General features: G+C 65.9%; 22 protein-coding genes. 12 read left to right on the forward strand and 10 right to left on the reverse strand.

The window, feature by feature from the left end; translation table 11 throughout:
* Positions 1-953 precede the first annotated feature (953 nt).
* The 5 genes from VV867_RS20065 (at position 954) to VV867_RS20085 (ending at position 8,611) form a co-directional block, all read left to right on the forward strand.
* Positions 954-2,333 carry an L-serine ammonia-lyase gene (locus VV867_RS20065; RefSeq protein ID WP_328567359.1) on the forward strand — a complete coding sequence of 460 codons (1,380 nt, stop codon included), beginning with the start codon at positions 954-956 and terminating at the stop codon, positions 2,331-2,333.
* Positions 2,334-2,435: 102 nt separating this feature from the next.
* Complete coding sequence (locus tag VV867_RS20070; RefSeq protein WP_328567360.1) at positions 2,436-4,853, forward strand: glucose/quinate/shikimate family membrane-bound PQQ-dependent dehydrogenase; 2,418 nt, start codon at positions 2,436-2,438, stop codon at positions 4,851-4,853.
* Between the two features lie 80 nt (positions 4,854-4,933).
* Complete coding sequence (locus VV867_RS20075; RefSeq protein ID WP_328567361.1) at positions 4,934-6,217, forward strand: carbohydrate porin; 1,284 nt, start codon at positions 4,934-4,936, stop codon at positions 6,215-6,217.
* Between the two features lie 286 nt (positions 6,218-6,503).
* Positions 6,504-8,114: an FMN-binding glutamate synthase family protein gene (locus VV867_RS20080; RefSeq protein WP_089391605.1), complete on the forward strand. Its 1,611-nt coding sequence runs from the start codon at positions 6,504-6,506 to the stop codon at positions 8,112-8,114.
* 140 nt (positions 8,115-8,254) lie between these two features.
* A complete protein-coding gene (locus VV867_RS20085; protein ID WP_275627060.1) occupies positions 8,255-8,611 on the forward strand; it encodes a hypothetical protein in 357 nt (118 codons plus the stop codon).
* 129 nt (positions 8,612-8,740) lie between these two features.
* On the opposite strand, the gene VV867_RS20090 is transcribed toward VV867_RS20085, so the two are convergent.
* The 6 genes from VV867_RS20090 to VV867_RS20115 form a co-directional block, all read right to left on the reverse strand.
* Positions 8,741-9,211 carry a GIY-YIG nuclease family protein gene (locus VV867_RS20090; protein WP_275627061.1) on the reverse strand — a complete coding sequence of 157 codons (471 nt, stop codon included), beginning with the start codon at positions 9,209-9,211 and terminating at the stop codon, positions 8,741-8,743.
* A 411-nt stretch (positions 9,212-9,622) separates the two neighbouring features.
* Positions 9,623-10,234 (reverse strand): NMCC_0638 family (lipo)protein, encoded by a 612-nt coding sequence (locus VV867_RS20095; protein WP_328567362.1) that lies wholly within the window; start codon positions 10,232-10,234, stop codon positions 9,623-9,625.
* A 211-nt stretch (positions 10,235-10,445) separates the two neighbouring features.
* The gene (locus VV867_RS20100; protein WP_275627064.1) at positions 10,446-10,694 is read right to left on the reverse strand and encodes a hypothetical protein; all 249 of its coding nucleotides are present in this window, start codon (positions 10,692-10,694) and stop codon (positions 10,446-10,448) included.
* A gap of 190 nt (positions 10,695-10,884) precedes the next feature.
* Positions 10,885-11,142, reverse strand: coding sequence for a hypothetical protein (locus VV867_RS20105; protein ID WP_328567363.1), 258 nt, complete (start codon positions 11,140-11,142; stop codon positions 10,885-10,887).
* Between the two features lie 63 nt (positions 11,143-11,205).
* Positions 11,206-11,712: a GNAT family N-acetyltransferase gene (locus VV867_RS20110; RefSeq protein WP_328567364.1), complete on the reverse strand. Its 507-nt coding sequence runs from the start codon at positions 11,710-11,712 to the stop codon at positions 11,206-11,208.
* Positions 11,713-11,920: 208 nt separating this feature from the next.
* Positions 11,921-13,687 carry an FAD-dependent monooxygenase gene (locus tag VV867_RS20115; RefSeq protein ID WP_328567365.1) on the reverse strand — a complete coding sequence of 589 codons (1,767 nt, stop codon included), beginning with the start codon at positions 13,685-13,687 and terminating at the stop codon, positions 11,921-11,923.
* A 544-nt stretch (positions 13,688-14,231) separates the two neighbouring features.
* Between VV867_RS20115 and VV867_RS20120 the strand changes: the two genes are divergently transcribed.
* The 3 genes from VV867_RS20120 to VV867_RS20130 all read left to right on the forward strand — a co-directional run bounded on the left by VV867_RS20120 (position 14,232) and on the right by VV867_RS20130 (position 15,384).
* Positions 14,232-14,495 carry a type B 50S ribosomal protein L31 gene (locus VV867_RS20120; RefSeq protein ID WP_275627069.1) on the forward strand — a complete coding sequence of 88 codons (264 nt, stop codon included), beginning with the start codon at positions 14,232-14,234 and terminating at the stop codon, positions 14,493-14,495.
* Positions 14,495-14,644 (forward strand): type B 50S ribosomal protein L36, encoded by a 150-nt coding sequence (gene ykgO / locus VV867_RS20125; protein ID WP_009619020.1) that lies wholly within the window; start codon positions 14,495-14,497, stop codon positions 14,642-14,644. Before VV867_RS20120 ends, ykgO begins: the two co-directional genes overlap by 1 nt.
* 200 nt (positions 14,645-14,844) lie before the next feature.
* Positions 14,845-15,384, forward strand: coding sequence for a hypothetical protein (locus tag VV867_RS20130; RefSeq protein WP_328567366.1), 540 nt, complete (start codon positions 14,845-14,847; stop codon positions 15,382-15,384).
* Between the two features lie 73 nt (positions 15,385-15,457).
* On the opposite strand, the gene VV867_RS20135 is transcribed toward VV867_RS20130, so the two are convergent.
* On the reverse strand, positions 15,458-16,336 hold the full coding sequence (locus VV867_RS20135; RefSeq protein ID WP_328567367.1) for a hypothetical protein: 879 nt from the start codon (positions 16,334-16,336) through the stop codon (positions 15,458-15,460).
* Between the two features lie 322 nt (positions 16,337-16,658).
* Here VV867_RS20135 and VV867_RS20140 point away from each other — a divergent pair, with 322 nt between their 5' ends.
* The 4 genes from VV867_RS20140 (at position 16,659) to VV867_RS20155 (ending at position 22,340) form a co-directional block, all read left to right on the forward strand.
* Positions 16,659-17,153 (forward strand): sigma-70 family RNA polymerase sigma factor, encoded by a 495-nt coding sequence (locus VV867_RS20140; RefSeq protein ID WP_109937282.1) that lies wholly within the window; start codon positions 16,659-16,661, stop codon positions 17,151-17,153.
* Positions 17,150-18,100 carry a FecR domain-containing protein gene (locus tag VV867_RS20145; RefSeq protein ID WP_328567368.1) on the forward strand — a complete coding sequence of 317 codons (951 nt, stop codon included), beginning with the start codon at positions 17,150-17,152 and terminating at the stop codon, positions 18,098-18,100. The genes VV867_RS20140 and VV867_RS20145 overlap by 4 nt, the downstream gene beginning before the upstream one ends.
* 73 nt (positions 18,101-18,173) lie before the next feature.
* On the forward strand, positions 18,174-20,693 hold the full coding sequence (locus VV867_RS20150; RefSeq protein ID WP_328567369.1) for a TonB-dependent siderophore receptor: 2,520 nt from the start codon (positions 18,174-18,176) through the stop codon (positions 20,691-20,693).
* 198 nt (positions 20,694-20,891) lie between these two features.
* Positions 20,892-22,340, forward strand: coding sequence for a PucR family transcriptional regulator (locus VV867_RS20155; protein WP_328567370.1), 1,449 nt, complete (start codon positions 20,892-20,894; stop codon positions 22,338-22,340).
* A 58-nt stretch (positions 22,341-22,398) separates the two neighbouring features.
* Here the strand turns inward: VV867_RS20155 and VV867_RS20160 are convergent, their stop codons facing one another.
* The 3 genes from VV867_RS20160 to VV867_RS20170 all read right to left on the reverse strand — a co-directional run bounded on the left by VV867_RS20160 (position 22,399) and on the right by VV867_RS20170 (position 25,753).
* Positions 22,399-23,910: a CoA-acylating methylmalonate-semialdehyde dehydrogenase gene (locus VV867_RS20160; RefSeq protein ID WP_328567371.1), complete on the reverse strand. Its 1,512-nt coding sequence runs from the start codon at positions 23,908-23,910 to the stop codon at positions 22,399-22,401.
* Positions 23,911-24,007: 97 nt separating this feature from the next.
* Positions 24,008-24,358 carry a cupin domain-containing protein gene (locus tag VV867_RS20165; protein WP_328567372.1) on the reverse strand — a complete coding sequence of 117 codons (351 nt, stop codon included), beginning with the start codon at positions 24,356-24,358 and terminating at the stop codon, positions 24,008-24,010.
* 12 nt (positions 24,359-24,370) lie between these two features.
* Entirely contained in the window at positions 24,371-25,753 is a 1,383-nt protein-coding gene (locus VV867_RS20170) for an NAD(P)/FAD-dependent oxidoreductase (RefSeq protein ID WP_328567373.1), read from the reverse strand.
* Positions 25,754-25,769: the final 16 nt, after the last annotated feature.

The following is a 25,769-nucleotide window of genomic DNA, read 5'->3' on the forward strand; positions in this document are numbered from 1 at the left end:
AGCCGGGCTACCCTCGCGAATTCCCCCGCCACGGAGGCCCGCCCCGAGGGTACGTCCCTGTAGCCCATCGGGGCTCTCGCGACATCCATGTCGCATGACCTCCTGAGCGCCGGTTTCGCTCGGCCTTCTGAAGGGGCGTTCCGGTGCGCTCGGTGGTTTCCCTGGAAACCCGTAGGGCGCATAACGCCTACGGCGTTATCCGCCATCGTCGTCGGGCATCGGTGTTTGGGCTAACGGCGGATAACCGCGAACGGTTATTCGCCCTACGAGTTTGCCGGCTGACGCTGTGTTATCCGCCCACGCCGAACGGCCCCCTCTCCCTTCAGGGAGAGGGTTGGGGAGAGGGGACGGACTTCGCTCTGGTACCTCTGCCAACCCTGACTCCGCACCCCCTCCCTAACCCTCCCCCGCAAGCGGGAGAGGGGACCGTTCGGCGTGATGCAAAACTGCGAAGCTCCCGGGCTCCCCGATTGGACTCACCGCCCACGCCGGACGCCCCGGTGGCACGGCCAACGGCGGATAACCGCGAACGGTTATTCGCCCTACGAGTTTGCCGGCTGACACTGCGTTATCCGTGCACGCCGAACGGCTCCCTCTCCCTTCAGGGAGAGGGCTGGGGAGAGGGGACGGACTTCGCTCTGGCACCTCTGCCAAACCCTGACTCCGCTCCCCCTCCCTAACCCTCCCCCGCAAGCGGGAGAGGGGACCGTCCGGCGCGATGCGAAATCCCGAAGCTCCCGGGCTCCCCGTAGGGCGCATAACGCCTACGGCGTTATCCGCCAAATCGCGGACAGAGTCCGCTCCTACGGTTCCAGGAAGCACCGTCGTAGGAGCGGACTCCGTCCGCGATCGTCTCCACCGGCCACGCTGGACTCCCCGGAAACCCACCCCGCTCCCTCCAATCGACCATCCCCCCAAACAGGTCCATGCTTGAACACAGGAGGAACGCAGCCATGACCCTCAGCGTCTTCGATATGTTCAAGCCCGGCGTCGGCCCGTCCAGCTCGCACACCGTGGGGCCCATGCGCGCCACCCGCGAGTTCGTCGAGCGCCTGCGCGCCGCCGGCCTGCTGACCCGCGTGGCCCGGGTGGAGGTGAACCTCTACGGCTCGCTCAGCGCCACCGGCAAGGGCCACGCCACCGACCGCGCCTGCCTGATCGGCCTGCTCGGCATCGACCCGGCGGACGCCGACCCGGCCGCCCTGGCGCCGCTGGTGGACGCCATATTCGCCGAGCACAGCCTGGCCCTGGACGGCGAGCACGTCATCGACTTCAGCCCCGGCCGCGACCTGGTGTTCCACGACGGCAGCCTGCCCGCCCACCCCAACGGCATGCGCCTGCGCGCCCTGGATGCCGCCGGCCACGTGCTGGCCGAGCGCACCTGCTATTCCGTGGGTGGCGGCTTCGTGGTGGACGAGGCCGACTTCAACACCGACCGTGCCCTGCCCGACAACCCCATGCCCCACCCCTTCCACAGCGCCGAGGAACTGCTGCGGCTGTGCCACGCCCATGGCTTCCGGCGCATCAGCGAGCTGATGTGGGCCAACGAACTGGCGCTGCGCAGCGAGGCGGACATCCACACCGGCCTGGCGCACATCTGGGCGGAAATGCAGGCCTGCGTGCGCCGCGGCCTGGAGACCGAGGGCACCCTGCCCGGCGGCCTCAAGGTGCGCCGCCGCGCGCCCATGCTCTACCGCCGCCTGAACGAGGCCGGCAGCGGCAACCTGATCGCCAGCACCCTGGGCGCCATGGACTGGGTGGACCTCTGGGCCCTGGCGGTGAACGAAGAGAACGCCGCCGGCGGCCGCGTGGTCACCGCGCCCACCAACGGCGCGGCCGGCATAGTCCCGGCGGTGCTGCACTACTACGCGCACTACCAGAGCGACGCGCCCATGGACGCCATCGAGCGCTACCTGCTCACCGCCGCCGCCATCGGCATCCTGTGCAAGCTCAACGCTTCCATCTCCGGTGCCGAGGTGGGCTGCCAGGGCGAGGTCGGCTCGGCCTGCGCCATGGCCGCGGCGGGGCTGGCGGAAGTGCTCGGCGGCAGCCTGGAACAGGTGGAGAACGCCGCCGAGATCGGCCTGGAGCACAACCTCGGGCTGACCTGCGACCCGGTCGCAGGCCTGGTCCAAGTGCCCTGCATCGAGCGCAACGCCATGGCCTCGCTCAAGGCCATCAACGCCGCCCAGCTGGCCCTGCGCGGCGACGGCCAGCACCTGGTGTCGCTGGACAAGGCCATCGACACCCTGCGCGACACCGGGCGCGACATGATGGACAAGTACAAGGAGACCTCCAAGGGCGGCCTGGCGGTGAACGTGATCGCCTGCTGAGCGCGACCGGCCGGTCGGGAATCGGACGAAATGCCATTAACCATCTAGTTAATTAGCTTGCTAAGGGTATAATTCGCACCCCCACACTGCGAGATTCCCGGCATGAAACAAGCACAGCGCGCCTCCGGCGCCAGCACCTTCATCCTGGTCGGCCTGGGGGCGCTCATCGCCCTGCTCGGCCTCGCCCTGGCCGCCGGCGGCGCACGCCTGGCCAGCCTGGGCGGTTCCTGGTACTTCCTCATCGGCGGTTTGGCCATGGCCCTGGCCGGCGTCCTGGTGGCGCTGCGCAAGCCGGCCGGCGCCTGGCTGTTCGGCGCCTTCCTGGCGGGCACCGCCCTCTGGGCCCTGGCCGACGTCGGCCTGCAGTTCTGGCCGCTGGTCTCGCGGCTGTTCATGTTCGGCGCCATCGGCCTGGTGGTGGCACTGGTCTACCCGCTGCTGGTGCGCGCCTCCGGTGGCGCGCCGGGACGCGGCGCCTACGGCGTGGCCACGGTGCTCGCCGTGCTGCTGGCGGTGGCCGCCGGCAACATGTTCGTCGCCCACCCCAGCGTGGCCCCCAGCGGCGACGGCCCCGGCCTGACCCCGGTGGACCCGGCCCACGCCCAGAAGGACTGGGCCCACTACGGCAACACCGAGGGCGGCAGCCGCTTCGCCGCGCTGGACCAGATCAACCGCGGCAACGTCGACAAGCTGCACGTAGCCTGGACCTACCACACCGGCGACGTGGCCGAGAGCGACGGCAACGGCGCCGAGGACCAGCTCACCCCGCTGCAGGTGGGCGACAAGGTGTTCATCTGCACCCCGCACAACAACCTGATCGCGCTGGATGCCGACACCGGCAAGCAGCTGTGGAAGAACGAGATCAACGCGCAGTCCAAGGTCTGGCAGCGCTGCCGCGGCCTGGCCTACTTCGACGCGACCAGGGCCGTCGTCCAGCCCAGCCAGCCCGACAGCACCCCGGTCACCACCGTCAGCGTGCCGGCCGGCGCCAACTGCCAGCGCCGCCTGCTGACCAACACCATCGACGCCCGCCTGATCGCCGTGGACGCCGACACCGGCGCCTTCTGCCAGGGCTTCGGCGTCAATGGCCAGGTGGACCTCAAGGCCGGCCTGGGTGACGTGCCCGATTCCTACTACCAGCTCAGCTCCGCGCCGCTGATGGCCGGCACCACGGTGGTGGTCGGCGGGCGCGTCGCCGACAACGTCCAGACCGACATGCCCGGCGGCGTGATCCGCGGCTTCGACGTCATCAGCGGGCAGATGCGCTGGGCCTTCGACCCGGGCAACCCGCAGGACCGGCAGGCCCCGGCGGCGGGCGGCACCTATGTGCGCAGCACCCCCAACAGCTGGGCGCCGATGTCCTACGACCCGGCGATGAACACCGTCTTCCTGCCCATGGGCAGCTCCTCCACCGATATCTACGGCGTGGAGCGCACGAAGCTCGACCACACCTACGGCGCCTCGGTGCTGGCCCTGGACGCCACCACCGGCACCCAGAAATGGGTGTACCAGACCGTGCACAACGACCTCTGGGACTTCGACCTGCCCATGCAGCCGAGCCTGGTGGACTTCCCCACGGCCGACGGCAAGCAGGTGCCGGCCGTGGTGATCGGCACCAAGGCCGGGCAGATCTACGTGCTCGACCGCGCCACCGGCAAGCCACTGACCCAGGTCGACGAAGTGCCGGTCAAGGCCGCCAACATCCCCAACGAGCCCTACGCGCCGACCCAGCCGAAGTCGGTCGGCATGCCGCAGATAGGCGCGCAGACACTGACCGAGTCGGACATGTGGGGCGCCACCCCCTATGACCAGCTGCTGTGCCGCATCGACTTCAGAAAGATGCGCTACGACGGCCTGTACACCGCACCGGGCACCGACCTCTCGCTGAGCTTCCCCGGCTCCCTGGGCGGCATGAACTGGGGCAGCCTGTCCACCGACCCGGTGCACGGCTTCATCTTCGTCAACGACATGCGCCTGGGCCTGTGGGTGCAGATGATCCCCTCGGCCAACAAGGGCCAGGCCGCCGGTGGCGGCGAGGCGCTGAACACCGGCATGGGCGCGGTGCCGCTCAAGGGCACGCCCTACGCGGTGAACAAGAACCGCTTCCTCTCGGTGGCCGGCATCCCCTGCCAGGCGCCGCCCTTCGGCACCCTCAGCGCCATTGACCTGAAGACCCGCAAGATCGCCTGGCAAGTGCCGGTGGGCACCGTGGAAGACACCGGCCCGCTGGGCATCCGCATGCACCTTCCGATCCCCATCGGCCTGCCGACCCTCGGCGGCACCCTGTCCACCCAGGGTGGCCTGGTGTTCATCGCCGGCACCCAGGACTTCTACCTGCGCGCCTTCGACAGCGGCAACGGCAAGGAAATCTGGAAGGCCCGCCTGCCCGTGGGCAGCCAGGGCGGCCCGATGACCTACGTCTCGCCCAAGACCGGCAAGCAGTACATCGTGGTCACCGCCGGCGGCGCCCGCCAGTCGCCGGACCGCGGCGACTACGTGCTGGCCTACGCCCTGCCCTGAACCCGACGCCCGCCACCCGGCGGGCGCCTCCTTCCGGCGCGGCCCCGGGGCCGCGCCCCTCTTCCGGTAAGTGTTCCGTCATGCGATCCCCCTTCACCTCCCCACACCTGCTGCCCCGCCTGCTGCTGGGCGCCGCCTGCCTCACCCCGTCCCTGGCCCTGGCCGACGAGCCGTTCCAGCGTTCGACCCTGACCGGCGACTGGGGCGGCCTGCGCCGCCAGCTGGACGACGAGGGCATCCGTTTCAGCGGCGAATACAGCGGCGAGACCGTCTACAACGCCGACGGCGGCCTGAAGCGCTCGGCGCGCTACTCGCAGAACCTCAAGCTCGGCGTGCAGTTCGACCTGGGCAAGCTCTACGGCCTGGACAACGGCGGCCTGGTGCAACTGACCCTCAACGACCGCCGCGGCAACGACGGCTCCGGCGACCTGGTGGGCAACCGCCTGCCGGTCCAGGAGAACTACGGCGGCCTCTACACCCGCCTCACCGAACTGAGCTACGAGCGCACCCTGTTCACCCCGGCGCTGGACGTGAAGCTCGGCTACATGGCCATGGGCAACGACCTCGGCGGCCTGGACAGCGGCATCCTCTGCAACTTCATGAACGCAGGCTTCTGCGGCCACCCGCTGAACATGTCCGGCGGCAGCGGCTGGGCCAACTATCCCAACGCGCACCTGGGCGTAAGCCTGAAGCACAGCTTCTCGCCGGCCTGGCAACTGCGCGTGGCGGCCTTCAACGTCGACCCCGAAAGCAACGGCAACTCCAGCCGCGCCTGGCACCTCACGCCCAAGCACAGCACCGGCACCGTGGTGCCCATCGAACTGGTCCACAAGCGCCTGGGCGAGCTGCCCGGCGAATACAAGCTGGGCTGGTACTACGACAGCTCCGACGCCCAGCGCATCGGCAGCGACGAGAAGGTCGCCGGGCGCGGCGGCCACTACTTCCTCCTGGACCAGGCCGTCTGGCACGCACAGGGCCTGCCGGGCCAGCGCCTGCACCTGTTCGGCCAGGCCTCCGTGGCCAGCTCGGCGGCCTCGCCCTTCACCCGGTGGTACAGCGCCGGCATGGTGCTCTACCAGCCCTTCGCCGAGCGCCCGCGCGACACCCTGGCCCTGGGCTTCGGCCGCGCCGTGCCCAACCCGCGCAGCCGCGAAGTACAGGAAGACAACGCCCTGGCCAACGGCCAGGCCTACCCCGGCCTGGACAACGCCGAGCGCCTGGTCGAACTGAGCTACGGCTACCAGGCCACGCCCTGGCTGCTGCTGCGCCCGGACGTGCAGTACATCATCGAGCCGGGCGCCTTCTCCGGGCAGCGCATCGACAACGCCCTGGTCTTCGGCCTGCAGGTCAAGGCCACGCTCTGATCCGCACCGCCGGCCGCCAGCGAGCGGCGGCCGGCGCGCCAATATTGCAGTTCGCGGCACAAGCTTTCTCAGCGGCGGAAAATATCGTTAGCTTGCTTTCTTTTTTTCCCGCTTCGGGCTAAGTTCGGCCCCGCAAGCCTTCCACACCATAAGAATCCGCCCGCAACGCCCAGCCCATTGACCTTCGCCCGAGCGCAGCGGCGCAACGCCTGCCATGCTCAATGGCGGTCCGCTGCGCCATGCCGGCAGCCCACCCCCGTGATCAAGCCCGACGACTGGAGATTCCATGAACCTGTCGCTGCTAAGCCGTTACGCCTTTTTCGCCGCTTGTGTGCTCTTCACCCTGTTCAGCCTGCCCTTCCTCGGGCACGACTGGGTCTGGCCCTTCACCCTGGTGACCCTCGCCCTCAGCCTGCTGGGGGTGTTCGACCTGCTGCAGGCGCCCCACGCGGTGCGGCGCAACTACCCGATCCTCGGCAACATCCGCTACCTGGTCGAAGGCATTCGCCCGGAAATCCGCCAGTACCTGCTCGAAGGCGACCGCGAGGCCCTGCCCTTCTCCCGCGCCCAGCGCGGCCTGGTCTACGCCCGCGCCAAGCAGGAAACCGCCGACAAGCCCTTCGGCACCCTCATCGACGTCTACGAGTCCGGCTTCGAGTTCATCGCCCACTCCATCCGCCCGGCGCCCCTGGCCGACCCCAGCACCTTCCGGGTGATGGTCGGCGGGCCGGAATGCAGGCAGCCCTACTCCATCTCGGTGTTCAACATCTCCGCCATGAGCTTCGGCGCGCTGAGCGCCAACGCCATCCGCGCGCTGAACAAGGGCGCGCGCATGGGCAACTTCATCCACGACACCGGCGAAGGCAGCATCAGCCCCTACCATCGCGAGTACGGCGGCGACCTCACCTGGGAACTGGGCAGCGGCTACTTCGGCTGCCGCACGGATGACGGCCGCTTCGACCCCGAGCGCTTCGCCGCCCAGGCCGCCAGCCCGCAGGTGAAGATGATCGAGATCAAGCTCAGCCAGGGCGCCAAGCCCGGCCACGGCGGCATCCTGCCCAAGCACAAGGTCACCGCCGAAATCGCCGCCACCCGCGGCGTGCCCATGGGCCAGGACTGCATTTCGCCCTCCAGCCACAGCGAATTCAGCACGCCCCGGGAACTGCTGGACTTCATCGTCCGCCTGCGCGAACTCTCCGGCGGCAAGCCGGTGGGCTTCAAGCTGTGCATCGGCCACCCCTGGGAATTCATGGGCATCGCCAAGGCCATGCACGAAACCGGCATCCTCCCCGACTTCATCGTGGTCGACGGCAAGGAAGGCGGCACCGGCGCAGCCCCGGTGGAATTCGTCGACCACATGGGCCTGCCGATGCGCGAAGGCCTGCTGTTCGTGCACAACACCCTGGTCGGCCTGAACCTGCGCGACAAGATCCGCGTCGGCGCCAGCGGCAAGGTGGTCAGCGCCTTCGACATCGCCAGCGTGCTGGCCATGGGCGCCGACTGGGCCAACTCGGCGCGCGGCTTCATGTTCGCCATTGGCTGCATCCAGAGCCAGAGCTGCCACACCAACAAATGCCCCACCGGCGTGGCCACCCAGGACCCACTGCGCCAACGCGCCCTGGTGGTGCCGGACAAGGCCGAACGCGTCTACAACTTCCACCGCAACACCCTGAAAGCCCTGGCCGAAATGCTCGCCGCCGCCGGCCTGCGCCACCCCTCGGAAGTGGAAGCCAAGCACCTGGTGCGCCGCGTCTCCTCCAGCGAAATCCGCCTGTTCGCCCACCTGCACTACTTCCTCAAGCCGGGCGAACTGCTCAGCGGCAATATCGAGGGGGAGTTCTACGAGCGGATGTGGCGCATGGCGCGCAGTGACAGCTTCGAGGCCAATGGGGCCTGATAAGCCTGTGTGTTCGTTTCCGGCCGGTGTTCGCTGCAATGGCGGCGCCGACCGGGATATACGACGAAGGTAAAGTCTGAAGGCGAATTCCTTGTCTGAGGATAAGTCCGAGGGATAGCATCGGGCCATTACCTGCAAGGATGCTCGACGTGCCTGGACCGCTACGCCTCTTCCTCCTCCTCGCCATCGCGCTTGCTGGGCTTTCGCTCCAGGCACATGCCGGCAACAAGCCCTGCTCGGGTAGCAAGGGCGGGATTGCCCGGTGCGATGGCGATCTATTCCTCTGTAATGACGGGTCGATCAGTGGGTCGAAGCGGAGTTGTTCGACCTATCTGGGTGGGGCGAACGGTTCTGGCAGCCAGGCTACGCCGTCCCAGCAGCGCTTTTCGGGTGCCTCCAGCGAATGCGGTTGTGGTTCCGGTAGTTTCTGTACGGGGCCTCGGGGTGGGGTTTATTGCCTGACGCCGGGTGGGCGGAAGAGTTATGTGAGGAGGTGAGTGATTTGCCAAGGCTCGGACTAAAGGGGCAACAGAGCGGACAGGTCGGTGGTTGGCAGCTATCGGCCAAAAGCGGACAGTCTCACTGGGACTGGGCTGGCGCGCCGGCGAGCGTGCTTGAATGCCTTGCTATGTATTCCTTCGCCGAGTAAGCGGGAAGACAAATGGCTTTTCTTGAGTTAAATTTATTTCGTTTAGCTTGTATTTAAACCTAATATCACCACAACTAAATCGTCGAATTAGATCTCTCACTTCAATATCACTTAGCTCGTAGTCCCAGGGCTGAATTATAGAGCCACCCCTAACTTTGTCGAAACCATACTTTTGCCCCAGGGCTACGGTGATAGTATTTTCAATCTCTGTAACCCACAGACAATCGCCAATTGATCTAAAGGCTGCATGTAAATGAGTTGCTTTTCTCTTTCCCGTGAGGCCGCTCTCCATATATTTGAAAGCGCCCTTTTTCTTTAATGTAGAGTAAGGGCTTTTCTTACCATGACTTCGCAGCCTTGATCTCAACCCCTTAGCCGTGCCCACGTACCATGAGTTCAGTTCAAGCTTCAAAATATAAATATACCAATTTCTAATTTCTTCACTCATTTTTCGGAATCAAATTGTGCATAGCGATTAAGCTACTTCGGCTGAGACACTACTCGATTCGCACTGAGCGTGTCTATTGCACATGGATTACGCCGCACGGCAGGAATATGTTTGCTGAGGTCGAAGCGTCTCATGCAGGTGTCTACCGGGGCGAGGGGTAGCCCAAAAACGTCCGCTCTTGGCCGGAACCAGTCTGCCGCGAGTGGCAGCTATCGACCCATAGTGGCCGTTGGCAGATGACTTAGATCAGTCCAGACTGGGCCGCTCATAAATATGCTTGACATGGTTTTGCTCACTAAAAGGAAGGTTTCGCTTCCGACAAGTACGCCCGACCAGAATAAAAATTCAGAGTATTTAATAATTCCCGGCGACATCACCATAAAATACTATGCTAGCGCTCTGTTTTTAATTCTACTGTTTTGAAGATATTTTGACATGCGCTATAGCCTGTATGTCGGCAATTTCATGCTCACTCACAGTTAGCGCGAATATTATTTTCTTTGTGGAATTGCCTGAGGTCCAAGCATAGCCGACGCTATGAATATTGCCAGCGCCATCCAGCTCAGTATTAAAGTCGGTAGTTTTCTTTGCGCTATACAAAGGAGGCGCAGAAGAGACAAATTTTATAAATAGACTCTCGGCTATTTTCGGGTCGGCACGCCGTGCAGTAACATGGCAGGCGTCTTGAGCTTCGGGGATTGAAAGAACAAAGAGGCCTTGTTCATTTGGCACTACCCAAGAACTCCCCGCTCTGAGTCCCAAGTACTTTTTAGCTTGCTCTGGGGGGAGGGCTGATGAGTTCTTCAGGCTGGATTTTAAATGATCCAAGTTCTCTATATTTTTAACGCAAAAGTTTACAAATATCTCCTGAAGCGCTTGGGCTTGCATTTCAGGGTTCTCAGCAAAGCAAGTTGACGACGCAAGAATGAGTGGAATTGTCGTGATGGAGCCGATGATTAAATCGAAACACTTTCCCATGGGCAGATCGGTGCGCGGTCGTTTTGAATAACGTTCCTTGTTCATGCTGTAATTGCTCGCTAGTTTGTTGGGTGGGTTGCTTTTCCAGCTATCGCTATACGAAGCTAGGAATAGACGACGTGGTCTGACCGGAAGCGACGCGTGTACGACCGTAATTCCATCTGGTTACGCTCGATTCTAACCGCGTTCTGCCGAGCATAACCAGTTAAAGTCGACTCAGGCGGACGCTCACAAGCATTATTGGGCACTTGTCGAGTTAGCTGGCGATGCGCCTCAGAAGTTGGGAAAAGCGGTAGATAGCCGTGTTGATGTCATCCCTCGTGTCACCGTCCCAATCTTCAATAGTTTCGAGTTCGGCTTTGAGAAACGCTATCCGCTCCCTGATTTCAGCTGCCTCTGCAGCCCCGCATTGTGAGGCAATCGCCGCCCATTTCTCCTCAGGGATTCGCTCCTGAATCGAAAGTCCGGCCTGAGCTTCTGTAATTAGTGCGGCGAGTTTGCTCATCGATTCACGCTCCGAGTAAGACTATGTCAGCGCTATATCTTCCCAGATTTTATATGTCTGCTCCTGGCCGTATGCAGCCCTTCACGAAGGGCTGCTATGAGTTGAACGCAGCCTTCGCAAAAAGCAGCCATCGCTCACAAACAGTCTATAGGAAGACAAACTCCTTTCCCGCAACCCAGCCCTTTCGCTTTTAATCTTCGGCAGCGCCACACAACTGCACCAGCCTCTCGGCAACAGCCCGATTGAAGGCCCACATCCCAGCCTGAATCGCGGCGAGCGAAAGGATGAAGGCGATCAGCGATGGCGAGTTCAGCAGGAACCAAGCCGTTGCGGCAGCACAAAGATGAAGCTGGAACTGCCTGGCGTTACCCTCCGCAGCCTTGACGTAGGCATATGAGCGCTCCCCGTCTCTTCGCGCACGCAATGCAGCTCGCTCGACAAGTTTCATTGCATGCCCCTGCTTGGCTCATCCGGTTGGCTAGTACAGGGTAGGAAAATAGAGGCCGCACTGTTACTCGACAGCCTCAAACGCCTCATGGTACTGCACAGTCCCCGCTGGCAACCCGCCGGCAAATGCCTGCGCCTGGAAGTATTCCTGGGGCACTCCAGGCAGTTCCAAACCCGGGTGAGCCTTGAAACCGAAGCGACCATAGTAGTTAGGGTCGCCCAGCACTACGCAGCCAGTGCCGCCGAGGCGTCGCAGTTCCGCCAGCGCTGCTTTCATCAAGGCTGAGCCAATACCCTGGCCCTGGCGATCCGGCCATACGGAAATCGGCCCGAGTCCGTACCAGCCACTTGCGCCCGACGAGATTCGGACCGGCGAGATGGCGACATGGCCAATGACCTTGCCCTCTTCTACCGCCACCAGGGAAACGCTGAGTTGCCCGCAGCGGCGCAGGGCGTTGACGATGAATTGCTCGGTATGGCTTGAGTGTTCTTCGTTTTCGAATGCCGCCGTGGTCAGGCGCGTGATGGCGTCGATGTCTTCGGGCTGTTCGTTGCGGATGGTCAGGCGCATGGCGATTTTCCCTTCAGTGTCCTGGTCGATGAGGCGGATGGCTCCCGGGTGTTCTCTGCCGATCACAACTGCAGTGCGATGGCCAAGGCACGCCAGGAACAATGCAGCTTCAGCGGTAGCCGCATCACTGGGATCCGCGGCGACGAAACCCGCATATTACCGCTGCGGCCCCTCCCTGGGCCGCTACTCCGCGAAACGTGGGAAGACCTCAGCCCCGCGCCAGCACCGTCTTGACCGCCCCCAGCAACAGCGCCTCGGCATCCGCCGGCGCCCCTTGCGAACGCCAGGCCACATGCAGGTCCGGCCGCACCAGCAGGCAACCGTCCTCGTCTATCTCGCGCAGGCGCGCCCAGTCGCCGTAGCTGTCTTCGTAATCGAGGCCCAGGCCGATGCGGCGCGCCACCAGGTCGATGCCCAGTTCACGGGCCAGCGTCTCGGCGGCCTGGCGCCAGGTTTCGCCGCCGTGACCGGTGAGCAGGGTCAGGCGGCCCTGGCCGCAGAGGTCGAGGGTGGACAGCTTGCGCCCGGCGGTGTCGTGCAGCCAGGCGTGCGGCAGGTGGGCGCCGGGCCAGGTGGTGGGGTGGTAGTAGAGTTCGCGGTCGCGGGTGTAGGCCGGCTCTTCGCTGCCGTCGGCGAGCACCGCGCCGCTGCGGTAGCGTTGCCCCAGTTCCACTCCGTGGCAGCTGAACTGGTAGTGCTGCAGCTGGATGGCCTGTTCCAGGGCGGCGCGGCGTTCGCGGCCCAGCGGGCTGTCGGCGCTCAGTTCGTGCAGGCTGTTCCAGCCCTCGGCCTCGCTCTGGCCCGGCTTGAAGCCCAGGGCGTTGGAGATCGGCAGCATGTTGCGCACGCTTTCCATGGCCCGGTCCACCACCTGGCGGCCGACGGGCTGGCGTTCGGCGGAGTAGCTGTCCAGCAACCCGGGGCCGGCCTGGCCCTTGAGCACCAGGGCCAGCTTCCAGGCCAGGTTGTAGGCGTCCTGCACCGAGGTGTTGGTGCCCAGGCCGTTGGCCGGCGGGTGGCGGTGCACGGCGTCGCCGCAGCAGAACACGCGGCCCTCGGAGTAGCGCTGGGCGACCACGTGGTTGATCTGCCACTTGCTGGTGGCGAGGATCTCCACCGGGATGTCGGCATCGCCGATCACCCGCCGCGCCCGCTCGATCACCGCGGCCTCGCCGAGGTCCGGCTCGCCCTGGGCGGGGTCGTACATGAACAGCATCACCCATTCGTTCCACGGGCGGACGCAGATGAAGGTGCCGCTGCCCACCCAGTAGTCGTTGCCCGGCTGGACCATCCAGTAGAGCACGCCCGGGCGGCTCTCGCAGTAGCGGCGCAGGTCGGCGCGCAGCCAGACGTTCACCGCGCAGCCCAGGCCCATCTCGCCTTCCAGCGGGATGCCGAGCAGCTCCATCACCCGGCTGCGGGCGCCGTCGGCGCCGATCATGTACTGGGCGCGCACGGTGAATTCGCGCCCGGTGCCGCGGTCGAGGATGCGCGCGGTGACGCCCTCCCCGTCCTGGGTGAAGTCCAGCAGTTCGTGGTCGAAGCGCATCTCGCTGCCCGCGCGCAGGGCCTCGTTGGCGAGGATAGGCTCCATCAGGTGCTGGGGGATGTTGCACATGGCCGAGGGGCTGGCCAGCTCGTAGTCGGACTTGCGCTCGATGGCGTTGCCCCAGGTGAGCAGGCGGCCCAGTTCCTGGCCGCTGAAGCTGGTGGCCCAGACGTTGTTGGCCATCAGCTCGTGGGGGCTGGCGGCGGCCACCACCTGCGCCTCGACGCCCGCATCGCGGAAGACTTCCATGGTGCGCTGGTTGGTGATGTGCGCCCGCGGGCTGTTGGCGGTCCAGCGGTACTTGTTGACCAGCAGGTTGCGGATGCCATAGCGCGACAGCAGCAGCGAGGCCGTGAGGCCGGACGGGCCGCCCCCGACGATCAGGACGGGGACTTCGATGACGTGGGAGGTGTTGTGCGGGTTCATGATCGTACTCCGTACTCTTGTTCTTGAAATCGGAAAGGTGCCCACCAGGGCGGGCGCGCAGGCCCAGGCCCCTGCTCACGGATCGCGGGCAAGCCGAACCCGTGCCGCCTGCCATGGCTGCCGGCAAATACGAAAGGATTGGGGCCGGGAACGGCGGTGCGCCGATCGGCCAGCGGTCCCGGCGTCGAAGCTGAAGCGGCCTGGGGCGGGCCCTCCAGCGCGCTCGACGTCGCCGACGAGAGCCACGGTAATTCCGCAACGATACTGCCGGTAGTCCCGCTGAACGGCTCTCAGCGTTCCATTTTCTGAACGCTGGACACCGCCCTGCCGATGGCGGGAACGAGCCCCTTCACATGCGCCCGCGCACTGGTCGCTGGAGCCGCGCCCCGCGGGTGGGCAACGGCCGGAGATCGGGCCGATCGACGGACCGACATGCCCGCGGCAGCCTCCCTGGGAGGCCCGGCCTTGAGCTACCGGACGTGTGGCATTGCGAACTCTTCTCGATTAAATGTAATATTATTACATTACATATAGGAGATACCCCATGAAACCAGGCATCCACCCCGACTACCGTCCCGTGCTGTTCCACGACACCTCCGCCGACGTGTTCTACCTGATCCGCTCCACCGTGCAGACGGACAAGACCTACACCCACACCGACGGCAACACCTACCCCTACATGACCCTGGACGTGTCCAGCGCCTCGCACCCGGTCTATACCGGCGAGCAGCGCAAGACCAAGTCCGAGGGCCGCGTGGCGGGCTTCAACAAGCGTTTCGCCGGCTTCGTCGGCAACAAGGGGGCATGATGAAAGTCCTCGCCTCCCTGAAGAAAGCCAAGCTGCGCCACCGCGATTGCCAGGTGGTGAAGCGGCGCGGCCGGCTGTACGTGATCTGCAAGTCCAACCCGCGCTTCAAGTGCGTGCAGGGCCGGCCCAAGCCGAAGGTCCGGCGTTGAGCCCCTTCCAGCCAGCGCCCGCTGCAATGGCGGGGCTGGCCGTTCATGGCGAGGAATCGAGCGCGGAGGCAACAGGCGATAAAAGGTTCGACCGCTGCCGGCCATGACCGGACCACCACGCCCGCACTTGCCGCCCCCTCGCCGCCGGTCTACACCGGCAATACGCCCTCCCCCGTACGCGACAGCCAGCGAGAAGCACAATGAGCAACGAAGTCCTGGCGGCAATGGTTGCCGCCCTCACCGGTTTCGGCGTTGCCTACTTCACCCTGCGCACGCAGATCAGGCAGGCGCGGATGCAGTTGGCGGCGGCGCACCGGGCCGAGATCATCCGCCGCCAGCTGGACGCCCTGGAGGCCATCTGGGGCATTTTCGCCGCGGCCTCCCGCTCGGGGGGCGAAGGCCGCATGCTGCAGGCCACGGGCGGCGGCCAGGCCATTTCGGTCGAGGAGGCCCGGGCGTTCATCCGCCTGCTGGAGGACACCTTCAACGCCAGGAGCGGGCTCTACCTGTCGCAGAAAGCCCGCCGGGCCCTGTTCGGCTTCCGCGACTACATCCGTGACGAGCTGATCGGGAACAGCAGCAACGGGCTCCTTCCGCTCTCCACCGAGCAGCTCGCCGCATTCCACGAGAAGAGAAGGTTCGTGCGCCTGTGCCTGAGGGCGGAAGTGGGCTCGACCGATCTTCGCGTGGCGCAGGAAGAGCTGCGTCTCTACGAGGCCGACCATAAGCTCGGGCATTGATTGAAAACCGGAGCGGGCATCGACCAAGGGAGAGCCTTTCGCCCGTCGCTACTTCGCCTGGCCGCCGTGCGCCTCAGAGCGCCCCGATGCGCTTGGCGCCAAAGGCATCGGCGGCGTAGTTGAACGAGTTCATGTAAGTCGTCTCGCTTTCATTCAGCGGCATGTAGTACATCATCTCGTCCTTGTAGTTGACGCTCTCGGAAACGAAGGTGGGGACCAAGGTCGCCTGCAGGTTGTCCGGGCTGATTTCGTCCAGGAACTTCAGGCGCAGGAACGACGTCTGGGTGCTGATCCGGTAGCTCTGCTCCAGCGTCTGCCCCGGGCCGAACTCGCCGGCATCGACCTTGACCGGCACAGTGAAGCGATACACCGGCTGGCCGGTGTCTTTCCTGTTGAACTGCAGCTGTGCCACGAAGCCGCGGATCTTCAGTGTCGAGTTGTTCTTGGCGGTGTAGTCCAGCTTCATCACCCCCTGGCCACCGGCGCCCTTGCGGTATTCGAAAGCGGTGCGGACGTTGCTGAAATCGATCCGCAGGTTGTCCTGCAGTTGCTGGAGCAGCTTCACCCGGCGGTCCAGGCGGTTGATCCGGTTGGCGTCTGCCGTCTGTGCCTCGGCGAACACCAGCTTGCCGATCTCGATCACCTCGTCCACGGTCCGGCCGTTCACGATCTTGTCTTCGCGCGCATAGATTTCATCGCTGGACTTGAGCTCGTACCGGCTGCCGGCAAGCGCCTGATAGGCGAACTTCTCGTAGCTCTGGACGGCGATCAGGGCGCCACCGAGTTGATGCGCCTTCGCCTTATCCTGCGGCTCGATCTCGGCGATCATGGCACTCCCCCGCTGGGTGAAGTTGCCGAGATTGACGTTCTCGAACACCTTCTCGCCGTTACTCTTTCCGCAACCGGAAAGGGCAATGAATGTGGCCAGTAGCAGCGGGCTGCAGCGCTTCATCAAAAGGTCCTTCTAATAGGGGGCATGGAGCCGAAAGGCGAACCGGATCCTGGATCCGGCGGAATGGGCACGGGCGGCAGGCGCCTCGACGCTTCCCTGTCTGTCGAAAAACAGGCGCCAATAAAATACCAGCAAAATGCCATCATTCAAGTGCGAAGCCCGACTGGCTAGGCATAGCCCCCTGGCTCAGTCCGTCAGGGCTCTTCCTCCCCCCGTCCAGCTCCGACAATGCTGAACCGACGGCCAACCATTGAAGTGAGAATAATTATCAATTATCGTTCGCGCTTCCTGGGTGGGGGGAGTCGGTTTGAGCAAGGATCAGATGGGGTCGTTGTACATGGAGCACAACAGCTGGCTGAAGGGCTGGCTGTACCGTCGCCTGGGCTGCACCAGCCAGGCGGCCGACCTGGCCCAGGACACCTTCCTGCGCCTGCTCCAGGCCCAGCAGAAAACCGGCGAGGCGCTTGACCTGCAACGCCCGCGCGCCTACCTGGCCACGGTCGGGCGGCGCCTGGTGTACGACCACTTCCGCCGCCACTCCCTCGAACAGGCCTACCTCGACCTGCTCGCCCGCACGCCCGAGGCCTTCGCCCTGTCCGCCGAGGAACTGTGGCTGATGCGCGAGACCCTGCAGCAGCTCGACGCCCTCCTCGACCGCCTGAAACCCGTGGTGCGCAGCGTCTTCCTGCTGTCCCAGCTCGACGGCCTCACCTACCTGCAGATCGCCCGCCAGCTCGGCATCAGCGAACGCACCGTGAAGCGCCACATGGTCAGCGCCTTCGAGGCCTGCATCCTGTTCGAAGGCGACCTCGGATGAGCGACAACGGCGCGCCGATCCGCCCCGAAGTGGCCCGCCAGGCGGCGCACTGGCTGATGCGCATGCACGACAGCGCGGCGGACAACGGCCAGTACCAGGCCTGCAGCCGCTGGCGCGCGGCCGACCCGGAACACGAGCGTGCCTGGCAGCGCGTGCAGCGGGTGCAGGAACGCCTCGGCCTGCTGCCACGCGACCTGGCCATGGGCACGCTCAACCGCGAACGGCGCCAGGCGATGAAGAAGCTGCTGGTGCTGGCCGCGCTGCTGCCGGCCGGCTACCTCGGCTACCGCCAGGCCCCCTGGACGCGCTGGACCGCGGACTACCAGACCGCCGTGGGCGAGCGCCAGCACCTGCGCCTGGCCGACGGCAGCCTGCTGGACCTGAACACCGATACCGCCGTCGACCTCGACTTCAGCGCCGGGCAACGCCTGATCCGCCTGCTGCGCGGGGAAATCCTCGTCGAGAGCGGCGCGGACAGCGCAAGCCCGGTGCATCGCCCCCTGCGCGTCGCCACCGGGCAAGGCCTGCTGCAGGCGCTGGGCACGCGCTTCAGCGTCCGCCAGCTCGATGGCCTGACGCACCTGCAGGTGCTGCAGGGCAAGGTGCTGGTCATGCCCCGACAAGTCGACGGGCAGGTCGTCGAGGCGGGCAGCCAGGTGTTCTTCAGCGAACTCGCCGTGGAAAAGCCGCGCGCCACCCAGGCCGACAGCCTGCTCTGGACCCAGGGCCAGCTGGTGGCCGACGACATGCCGCTGGGCGATTTCCTCCGCGAGCTGGGCCGCTACCGCAGCGGCTGGCTGCGCTGCGACGGCGAGGCGGCGCGCCTGCGCATCAGCGGCGGCTTCCAGCTGGACAACACCGACGCCATCCTCGCCGCCCTGCCCGCCACCCTGCCGGTGGAGGTCAGCTACCGCACGCGCTACTGGGTCAGCGTCAGCAAGCGCTGAAGGATGTTGGCCCCTTTTTCCACGCCGTCAGTCCTTTGATGTGGAACTGCCACACACCAAGGACAACCCATTCATGAAGCACCGCATCAACTCCGCCTCCGGAGCGCACCGCTCCTTCCCCGGCCAGCGCCTGGCCCAGCCGCGCCGCCTGCTCGCGCTCAGCGCGCTGGCCATGGCCCTGCAGTCGGCGATGCCACAGGCCCTGGCCGCGCCAGAGGCCGCCGCGCACGCCTACAGCATCCAGGCCGGCAGCCTCGGCCAGGCGCTGACCCGCTTCGCCGCCCAGGCGCAGATCACCGTGCAATTCTCCCCGGACCTGACCCAGGGCCTGAACTCCAACGGGCTGCGCGGCCACTACAGCGTCGAGGAAGGCCTGGCCGCCCTGCTCCGCGGCACCGGCCTGCAGGCGGTGTTCCGCGGCGACGGCGTCTACGGCCTGGTGCGCAACCCCGACGCGGCGCTGGCGCTGGACGACACCCTGGTGGTCGGCCAGACCCTGGGCAACATGACCGAGGGCACCGGTTCCTACACCACCGGCGCGGCCAGCATCGGCGGCAAGAGCCCGCAGGCGCTGAAGGACATCCCCCAGTCGGTGTCGATCATCACCCGCCAGCGCATGGAGGACCAGGGCATCACCAACCTGGCCGAGGCGCTCGACCAGACCACCGGCATCACCCTGGTCGGCGGCAACGATGCCAACACCAAGGTGCTGTCCCGCGGCTTCGCCCTCACCAACATCCAGGTCGACGGCGGCACGCCCGGCTTCCGCGAGCAGACCTACGACACCCTGGCGGACACCACCGCCTACGACCACATCGAGGTGCTGCGCGGCTCCGACGGCCTGTTCGGCGGCACCGGCGAGCCCTCCGGGGTGATCAACCTGGTGCGCAAGCAGGCGCTGTCCGAGACGCAGACGCAGGTCAACCTGTCCGCCGGGAGCTGGGACAACTACCGCAGCGAAGTCGACGTGACCGGCCCGCTGGCCTTCGACGGCGCGCTGCGCGGGCGCTTCGCCGCGTCCCAGGAAAACAAGCGCTACTTCTACGACGGCGCCGACAGCGACAAGCACGTGCTGTTCGGCGTGCTGGAGGCCGACCTCACCCCGGCCACCCTGGTCAGCGTCGGCGGCACCTACGAGTGGCGTGACATGGACGGCTACTGGGAAGGCGGCCTGCCGCGCTACACCACCGGCAACCCGCTGGGCCTGTCGCGCAGCGACAAGCTGAGCGCCGACTGGTCGAGCAACAACTACAAGCGCAGCGAGGGCTTCCTCAAGGTCGAGCACAGCTTCGACGAGGACTGGAAGATCAACTCCAGCTTCACCCGCAGCCACTACGACACCGAACAGGACATGGGCGCGGTGAGCGGCCCGATCAACCCCGACACCCTCGAAGGCGCCACCTTCCAGCGCATCGTCCGCAACTACAGCATCGACCAGGACCTGTTCGACGCCAACCTGCAGGGCGCCTTCGCCGCCTTCGGCCGGCGCCACGAAGTGCTGATGGGCGTGGACTACTCGGACATCCAGCGCAGCTACGCCGACCACAGCGAGTGGACCTCGCGGCAAGCGGTGGACGTGTTCTCCACCGACATCGGCTCGCTGCCCAAGCCGGCCAGCCCCGCGCTCTACTACGAGTACCCGGACTGGAACATCCGCAAGAGCGGCGCCTACGGCACCCTGCGCCTGGCGCTGGCCGACCCGCTCAAGCTGATCGTCGGCGCGCGCTACTCCGACTATGCCAATACCATCCACGCCCTGGTGCCCTCCTTCGGCACCAACAGCAAGGACGGCGGCCACGACAGCGGCATCGTCACGCCCTTCGGCGGCCTGGTCTACGCCCTCACCCCGCAGTGGTCGGTGTACACCAGCTATGCCGAAATCTACAAACCGCAGCCGGAAATCCTCGACCGCGACTTCAAGCCGCTCAAGGCCATCACCGGCGACACCTACGAGATGGGCGTGAAGGGCGAGCTGTTCGGCGGCCGCCTGAACCTCTCCTCGGCGCTCTACTACACCCGCCAGGAGAACAACGCGATCCAGCTGTTCTACGAGAGCACGCCGACCAACGCCTGCTGCTACGTGGCCGGCGGCAAGATGGTCAGCAAGGGCTTCGACACGGAAATCTCCGGCGAACTGGCGCCGGGCTGGCAGCTCACCGCCGGCTACACCTTCAACATCAACGAGCAGCGCAAGACCGGCGACGACACCGCGGTCGGCAAGCCGATCAGCACCCAGACGCCCAAGCACCTGTTCAAGTTCTTCACCACCTACCAGCTGCCCGGCGAGCTGAACCGCTGGAAGCTCGGCACCGGCGCCACCCTCCAGAGCAGCAACTACGTCAGCGGCGAAGTCCAGCGGCGCCTGGAAGACGGCTCGCTGAGCCCCAGCACCAACAGCTTCGAATACACCCAGGCCGGCTACGCGCTGTGGAACGCGCTGGTGGAATACCGCATCGACGAACACTGGACCGCCGCGCTCAACGGCAACAACCTGTTCGACAAGAAGTACTACCAGACCGTCGCCAGCAGCGACCAGGGCAACTGGTACGGCGCGCCGCGCAACTTCATGGTCACCTTGCGCGGGAAGTTCTGACGGCGTAGGGCCCTAGCTTGCTCCCGGATGCCCGCGGTTTGCGGGCATTCGTTTTCTTGTAGCCAGGCTCGCCATGGCCTCTGTCTTTTCGACGGAACCGCCCCAACGCCCCCTTCGCAACAGCCCCTCGCAAGCATGGTTCGCACCCTCGTTAGCCAGTAGCATGATGCTCCCCAGAAGCCGCGGACCGGGAACACCATGCTGACGGTACAGGACCTGATCGATATCGATGTGCTGAAGCTGCATGCGCTGGCCGGCCTGACCGGCACCAGCCGGTTGATCACCTGGGCCCATGCCGTCGACCTGCCGGACCCTTGGCGCTGGATCTCCCCCGGCGACCTGGTCATGACCACCGGCGTGGGTATTCCGGCCGGCGCGGACGACCAGGTCGCCTGGCTGGAGCAACTGGTGCAGAGCAACGCCAGCGCGCTGGTCGTCGCCCCCAGGGACGATGCCCCGAAGCTGACGGGCAAGATGCTCGAGGCCGCCGACCGCCTGCTGTTCCCCATTCTTCGCGGCAGCTTCGAGCTGGAGTTCGTCAAGCTGTCGCACCATGTGATCGAAAGCGTGCTGCAGGCCCAGCGCGAACGCTTCAACGCGAGCGAGCGCCTGTTCCAGACCTATGCCGAAGCGCTGCGCAAGGAGCCCGATATGGCCGGCCGCCTGTCGATCCTGGCCAGCACGCTGGACCTGGGCCTGGCCATCGAGGATGCGCTGAGCGGCGCCACCATCGTCGAATCCAGGGCGGCCCGGCAACCGTCCTCCGGGCGGGTCGAGCGGATACCGCTCGGCGGGCGCACCCGGGCCAACCTGGTCATGGCCCGCAGGGGCGAAAGGACGCTGGACGACCCCCTCCTGGTGCGCTCGCTGGTCGGTCTGCTCGGCGTCGAACTCGAACGCCTGATGATCCACCGCGACCAGCAGCGCGAAGAGGGCTCGGCCCTGCTGCGCAGCCTGCTGGAGAGCGAGACGGAGTTCACCCTCGCCCGCCCCCTCCTCGAACAACGCGGCCTGGTCGGCACGCTGGTGAGCCTGGCGATCAAGCCCGGCAGCGGCGGCCCCCGGGGCGCGGACGAGCTGCACCAGGCGCCCGCCCTGCACCAGGCAAGCCCCCTGCTGCTGAACGACAAGGGCCTGCTGCTGGCGATCAGCCGCGACGACAACGGCATTTTCGACGCCCTGCGCAGCAACCTCGGCGAGGGCACCGTGATTGGCGTAAGCGGGCCGATCGCCGCGGCGACGGGCTTTCGTGAAAGCGTCAGGCAGGCACGCCTGGCCCTGACCCAGGCGCAGGAAATCGATGCCGGCGTGCTGCGCTATGGCGAGGCCGAGACCGGCCTGATCATGGCGCCCAAGTCCCTGGCCGAAGCCCGGGCCCTGGTGGGGCGCTACCTGGGCCCGCTGATCGAGCACGACCGCACCCAGGGCGCCGCCTTGCTGCCGACGCTGCTGGCCTTCCTGGAAAACGACGGGAACTGGAAGGCGACCGCCTTCGACCTGGGCATCCACCGCCAGACCCTCGTCTACCGGCTGAAGCTCGTGGAGCAGCTCACAGGCATCAAGCCCACCACCACCAGCGGCATCGCGCGCTTCTGGATCGCCATCCAGGCCGGCAAGAATACCGAGCTGTTCGACGGCAACCCCTGAATGCGGACGGCCCCGCACCTGGGTGCAGGGCCGTCCGTAGCACTACTGCCCGCGGGCGTCAGTTGCCGGTTGGCATCGCGAACTCGGCGCCTTTGGCAATGGCCTGCGGCCAGCGCTGCATGATGCTCTTCTGCCTGGTGTAGAAGCGCACGCCCTCCTCGCCGTAGGCATGCATGTCGCCGAACAGGCTCTTCTTCCAGCCGCCGAAGCCATGCCAGGCCATGGGCACCGGGATCGGCACGTTGATGCCCACCATGCCGACCTGGATGCGCCGGCCGAACTCGCGGGCGATGTGGCCGTCGCGGGTGTAGAGGCTCACGCCGTTGCCGAACTCGTGGTCATTGATGAGCTGCACGGCCTCGGCGAAATCCTTGACGCGCAGGCACGCCAGCACCGGGCCGAAGATTTCTTCCCGGTAGATGCGCATGTCGGGGGTGACGTTGTCGAACAGCGTGCCACCCAGCCAGAAGCCATCGCCGCAACCCTCGCCGGCCGCCTCGCCATTGAAGCAGCGGCCATCCACCAGCAGCGTCGCCCCTTCCCGGACGCCCTGCTCGATATAGCCGGTGATGCGGTCGAGCGCGGCACGGGTGACGATCGGGCCCATCTCGGCCTCGAGGTTGGTGCCGTTCAGGACCTTGAGTGCCCGGGTGCGCTCGACCAGTTTCGGCATGACCTTTTCAGCGGTCTCGTCGCCCACGAAGACGGCCACGCTGATGGCCATGCAACGCTCGCCGGCCGAGCCATAGGCGGCGCCGATCAGGGCATCCACCACCTGGTCGATATCCGCGTCGGGCATGACCACCAGGTGGTTCTTCGCACCGCCCAGGGCCTGGACGCGCTTGCCGTGGCGCGCGCCGGTCTCGTAGATGTGGTTGGCGATGGGCGTGGAACCGACGAACGAAACGGCCTGCACATCGGGATGTTCCAGCAGCGCGTTGACCGCCTCCTTGTCGCCCTGCACCACGTTGAACACGCCGTCAGGCAGGCCGGCCCGCTTGAGCAGCTCGGCGATGAACAGGCTGGGGCTGGGGTCGATCGGGCTGGGCTTGAGCACGAAGGTATTGCCGGTGGCCAGCGCCACCGGGAACATCCACATCGGCACCATCACCGGGAAGTTGAAGGGCGTGATGCCCGCCACCACGCCCAGCGGCTGGCGCAGCGTCCAGTTGTCGATGTTGGTGCTGACCTGGTCGGTGAAATCGGTCTTCAGCAGCTGCGGCGCGCCGCAGGCGAATTCGACGATCTCGATGCCGCGGGTGACCTCGCCCTGGGCGTCGGTGAACACCTTGCCGTGCTCGGCGGTGATCAGCCGGGCCAGTTCGTCGCGGTGTTCGTTGAGCAGGGCCAGGAAGCGGTTCAGCACGCGGGAGCGGCGTAGCGGCGAAAGGTTGCTCCAGGCCGGGAAGGCGGCCTTGGCCGAGGCCACGGCGGCATCCACGTCGGCGTGGCTGGCCAGTTGCACCTGGCCGCTAACCACACCGGTGGCAGGGTTGTAGACTGGCAGTTGCTGGCCGCTGGTGGCTGCCGCCTGGGCGCCGGAAATCCAGTTTGCGATCGTGTGGGTCATCGTCTGTTCTCGATCATGGGGGCGGCAGGCGAGCGCATCGCCGCCCCGGAAAATTGATGTCGGCTCGCCGGCCTTCCCGCCAGCGAGACGGCGTGGGTCAGTAGATCGCGTAGACCTTCCTGACCGTTTCCAGCACATCCCAGCGCCCGGTCCAGCCCGGCGGCAGGATGATCAGGTCACCGCCGGTCACTTCCACTACCTCACCGCTACTGCTATCGGTGAGCAGCGCCTTGCCGGAGATGATGTAGGTGAACTCGGTGTCGGGGCGTTCGATCACTGGCCAGCCACCTGGCTGGCACTCCCAGACGCCGAGGTTTCCGACCGCTTCGGGAGCCAGTTTCTGAATGGCGATCTGCGGGTCGCCCTTGTCCGCACCGGCGCGCTGGCCGGCGGGGGTCAGGGGCAGGGCCTGGATGGCGGCGGACTTGATGATCGTGAAAGTTGTCACGGCGTACTCCTGTTAATGCGCACCTGTCAGCTTCTCGAGCAACATCGCAGTGCGGGATGGACGATGGGTGATGCGCTCTTCGATGTCGCTCAGCGAGGCCGCGGCGAGCCCGCTGTTCACACCGAGCCAGCGCAGCGGCTCGGGTTCCCACGACGGAGAGCGGTGGTTGACCAGGGGCAAGGCGTTGATGTCGCCGTCCTGTTCGAGGATCAGGTTGCGCAGGATGCGCCCCGCCAAGTTGCTGGTGGCGACGCCGTCGCCGACATAGTTGCCGGCCCAGGCGATGCGCTTGTTCCGGTCGATGCTCACCGTGGGGCACCAGTCGCGGGAGACGCCCAGCGCGCCGCCCCAGCGGTGGGTGATGCGCGCATCGGCCAGGTCCGGGAAGAACTCCAGCATCGTCTGGTGGATCTTGCCGTGGACGTTGTCCACCAGGTCGGCGTCGTCGGAAATCCGCGAGCCCCACTGGTAGGGCGCGCCGCGGCCGCCGAAGACCAGCCGTCCCTCGGCCGTGACCTGCCCGTAGACGCGCAGGTGACGCATGTCGTTGAAGGCCAGGCGGTGGTCGAGGTTCAGCTTGCGGCGCAGCTCGGCGGGCAACGGCTCCGTCGCCAGCACCAGCGAATACAGCGGGATGACGAAGCGCGAGTGCCCGGGCTGCTGCGAGGTGAACGCCTCGGTGGCGCGCACCGTGAACCCGGCCCGGACCGAGCCGCGCTCGGTGTGGACGACGCCTTCGGCAAACGCCGTAACGGCGGAATGCTCGTGGATGGTTGCGCCCATCGTCTCGACCAGCCGCGCCAGGCCGCGCACCAGCTTGCCGGGATGGATGAGCGCACAGTGCTCGGTGTACAGCCCGCCCAAGGTGCCCTGGGCACCGACCCGGGCGCTGGCCTGCGCGCCGTCGAGAACCTGCCACTGCTCCGGCAGCCCGAAGCGCGCCGACGCCTCCACCGCCGCCCGCGCCCGCACCAGTTGCGGTGCGCTGCGGGCCAGGGAGAGGAAGCCCTGCTTGGCATAGTCCGCCTCGACGCCCTCCAGGGCGAGCACGCGGCCGATCTCGTCGACCGTGTCGTTCATGGCCATCTGCAGCTTCAGCGCGGCGGCATGGGAATACATCTCGGCGACCCGCGACAGGGAAATCGGGAAGATCGCCGACGCCCAGCCACCGTTGCGCCCGGAGGCCCCGAACCCCACCTCCCGCTTCTCCAGCAGCACCACGCGAAGCGACGGGTCGCTCTTGAGCAGGTAATAAGCCGTCCACAGGCCGGTGTACCCCGCGCCGACGATGACGACATCGGCGTCCACGGAGCCCTCCAGCGCAGCGCGGACCGGGCCTTGCTCGAACCAGAGCGGCTTGTTGGGTAACTGAGTCAGATCGAATCTTGCGGTCATGGGGTTGGCTTCCAGT

It is taken from the genome of Pseudomonas sp. JH-2, from assembly GCF_036231725.1.
GTDB lineage: Bacteria > Pseudomonadota > Gammaproteobacteria > Pseudomonadales > Pseudomonadaceae > Pseudomonas > Pseudomonas delhiensis.

Bases quoted from the DNA above. Each gene is read 5' to 3' on its own strand.
- VV867_RS20075 (WP_328567361.1), top strand. From the start codon at position 4,934: ATGCGATCCCCCTTCACCTCCCCACACCTGCTGCCCCGCCTGCTGCTG.
- VV867_RS20130 (WP_328567366.1), top strand. From the start codon at position 14,845: ATGAGCAACGAAGTCCTGGCGGCAATGGTTGCCGCCCTCACCGGTTTC.
- VV867_RS20105 (WP_328567363.1), bottom strand. From the start codon at position 11,142: ATGAAACTTGTCGAGCGAGCTGCATTGCGTGCGCGAAGAGACGGGGAG.
- ykgO (WP_009619020.1), top strand. From the start codon at position 14,495: ATGAAAGTCCTCGCCTCCCTGAAGAAAGCCAAGCTGCGCCACCGCGAT.
- VV867_RS20155 (WP_328567370.1), top strand. From the start codon at position 20,892: ATGCTGACGGTACAGGACCTGATCGATATCGATGTGCTGAAGCTGCAT.
- VV867_RS20120 (WP_275627069.1), top strand. From the start codon at position 14,232: ATGAAACCAGGCATCCACCCCGACTACCGTCCCGTGCTGTTCCACGAC.
- VV867_RS20160 (WP_328567371.1), bottom strand. From the start codon at position 23,910: ATGACCCACACGATCGCAAACTGGATTTCCGGCGCCCAGGCGGCAGCC.
- VV867_RS20170 (WP_328567373.1), bottom strand. From the start codon at position 25,753: ATGACCGCAAGATTCGATCTGACTCAGTTACCCAACAAGCCGCTCTGG.
- VV867_RS20095 (WP_328567362.1), bottom strand. From the start codon at position 10,234: ATGAACAAGGAACGTTATTCAAAACGACCGCGCACCGATCTGCCCATG.
- VV867_RS20140 (WP_109937282.1), top strand. From the start codon at position 16,659: ATGGGGTCGTTGTACATGGAGCACAACAGCTGGCTGAAGGGCTGGCTG.
- VV867_RS20110 (WP_328567364.1), bottom strand. From the start codon at position 11,712: ATGCGCCTGACCATCCGCAACGAACAGCCCGAAGACATCGACGCCATC.
- VV867_RS20115 (WP_328567365.1), bottom strand. From the start codon at position 13,687: ATGAACCCGCACAACACCTCCCACGTCATCGAAGTCCCCGTCCTGATC.
- VV867_RS20145 (WP_328567368.1), top strand. From the start codon at position 17,150: ATGAGCGACAACGGCGCGCCGATCCGCCCCGAAGTGGCCCGCCAGGCG.
- VV867_RS20100 (WP_275627064.1), bottom strand. From the start codon at position 10,694: ATGAGCAAACTCGCCGCACTAATTACAGAAGCTCAGGCCGGACTTTCG.
- VV867_RS20135 (WP_328567367.1), bottom strand. From the start codon at position 16,336: ATGAAGCGCTGCAGCCCGCTGCTACTGGCCACATTCATTGCCCTTTCC.
- VV867_RS20150 (WP_328567369.1), top strand. From the start codon at position 18,174: ATGAAGCACCGCATCAACTCCGCCTCCGGAGCGCACCGCTCCTTCCCC.
- VV867_RS20070 (WP_328567360.1), top strand. From the start codon at position 2,436: ATGAAACAAGCACAGCGCGCCTCCGGCGCCAGCACCTTCATCCTGGTC.
- VV867_RS20090 (WP_275627061.1), bottom strand. From the start codon at position 9,211: ATGAGTGAAGAAATTAGAAATTGGTATATTTATATTTTGAAGCTTGAA.
- VV867_RS20085 (WP_275627060.1), top strand. From the start codon at position 8,255: ATGCTCGACGTGCCTGGACCGCTACGCCTCTTCCTCCTCCTCGCCATC.
- VV867_RS20065 (WP_328567359.1), top strand. From the start codon at position 954: ATGACCCTCAGCGTCTTCGATATGTTCAAGCCCGGCGTCGGCCCGTCC.
- VV867_RS20080 (WP_089391605.1), top strand. From the start codon at position 6,504: ATGAACCTGTCGCTGCTAAGCCGTTACGCCTTTTTCGCCGCTTGTGTG.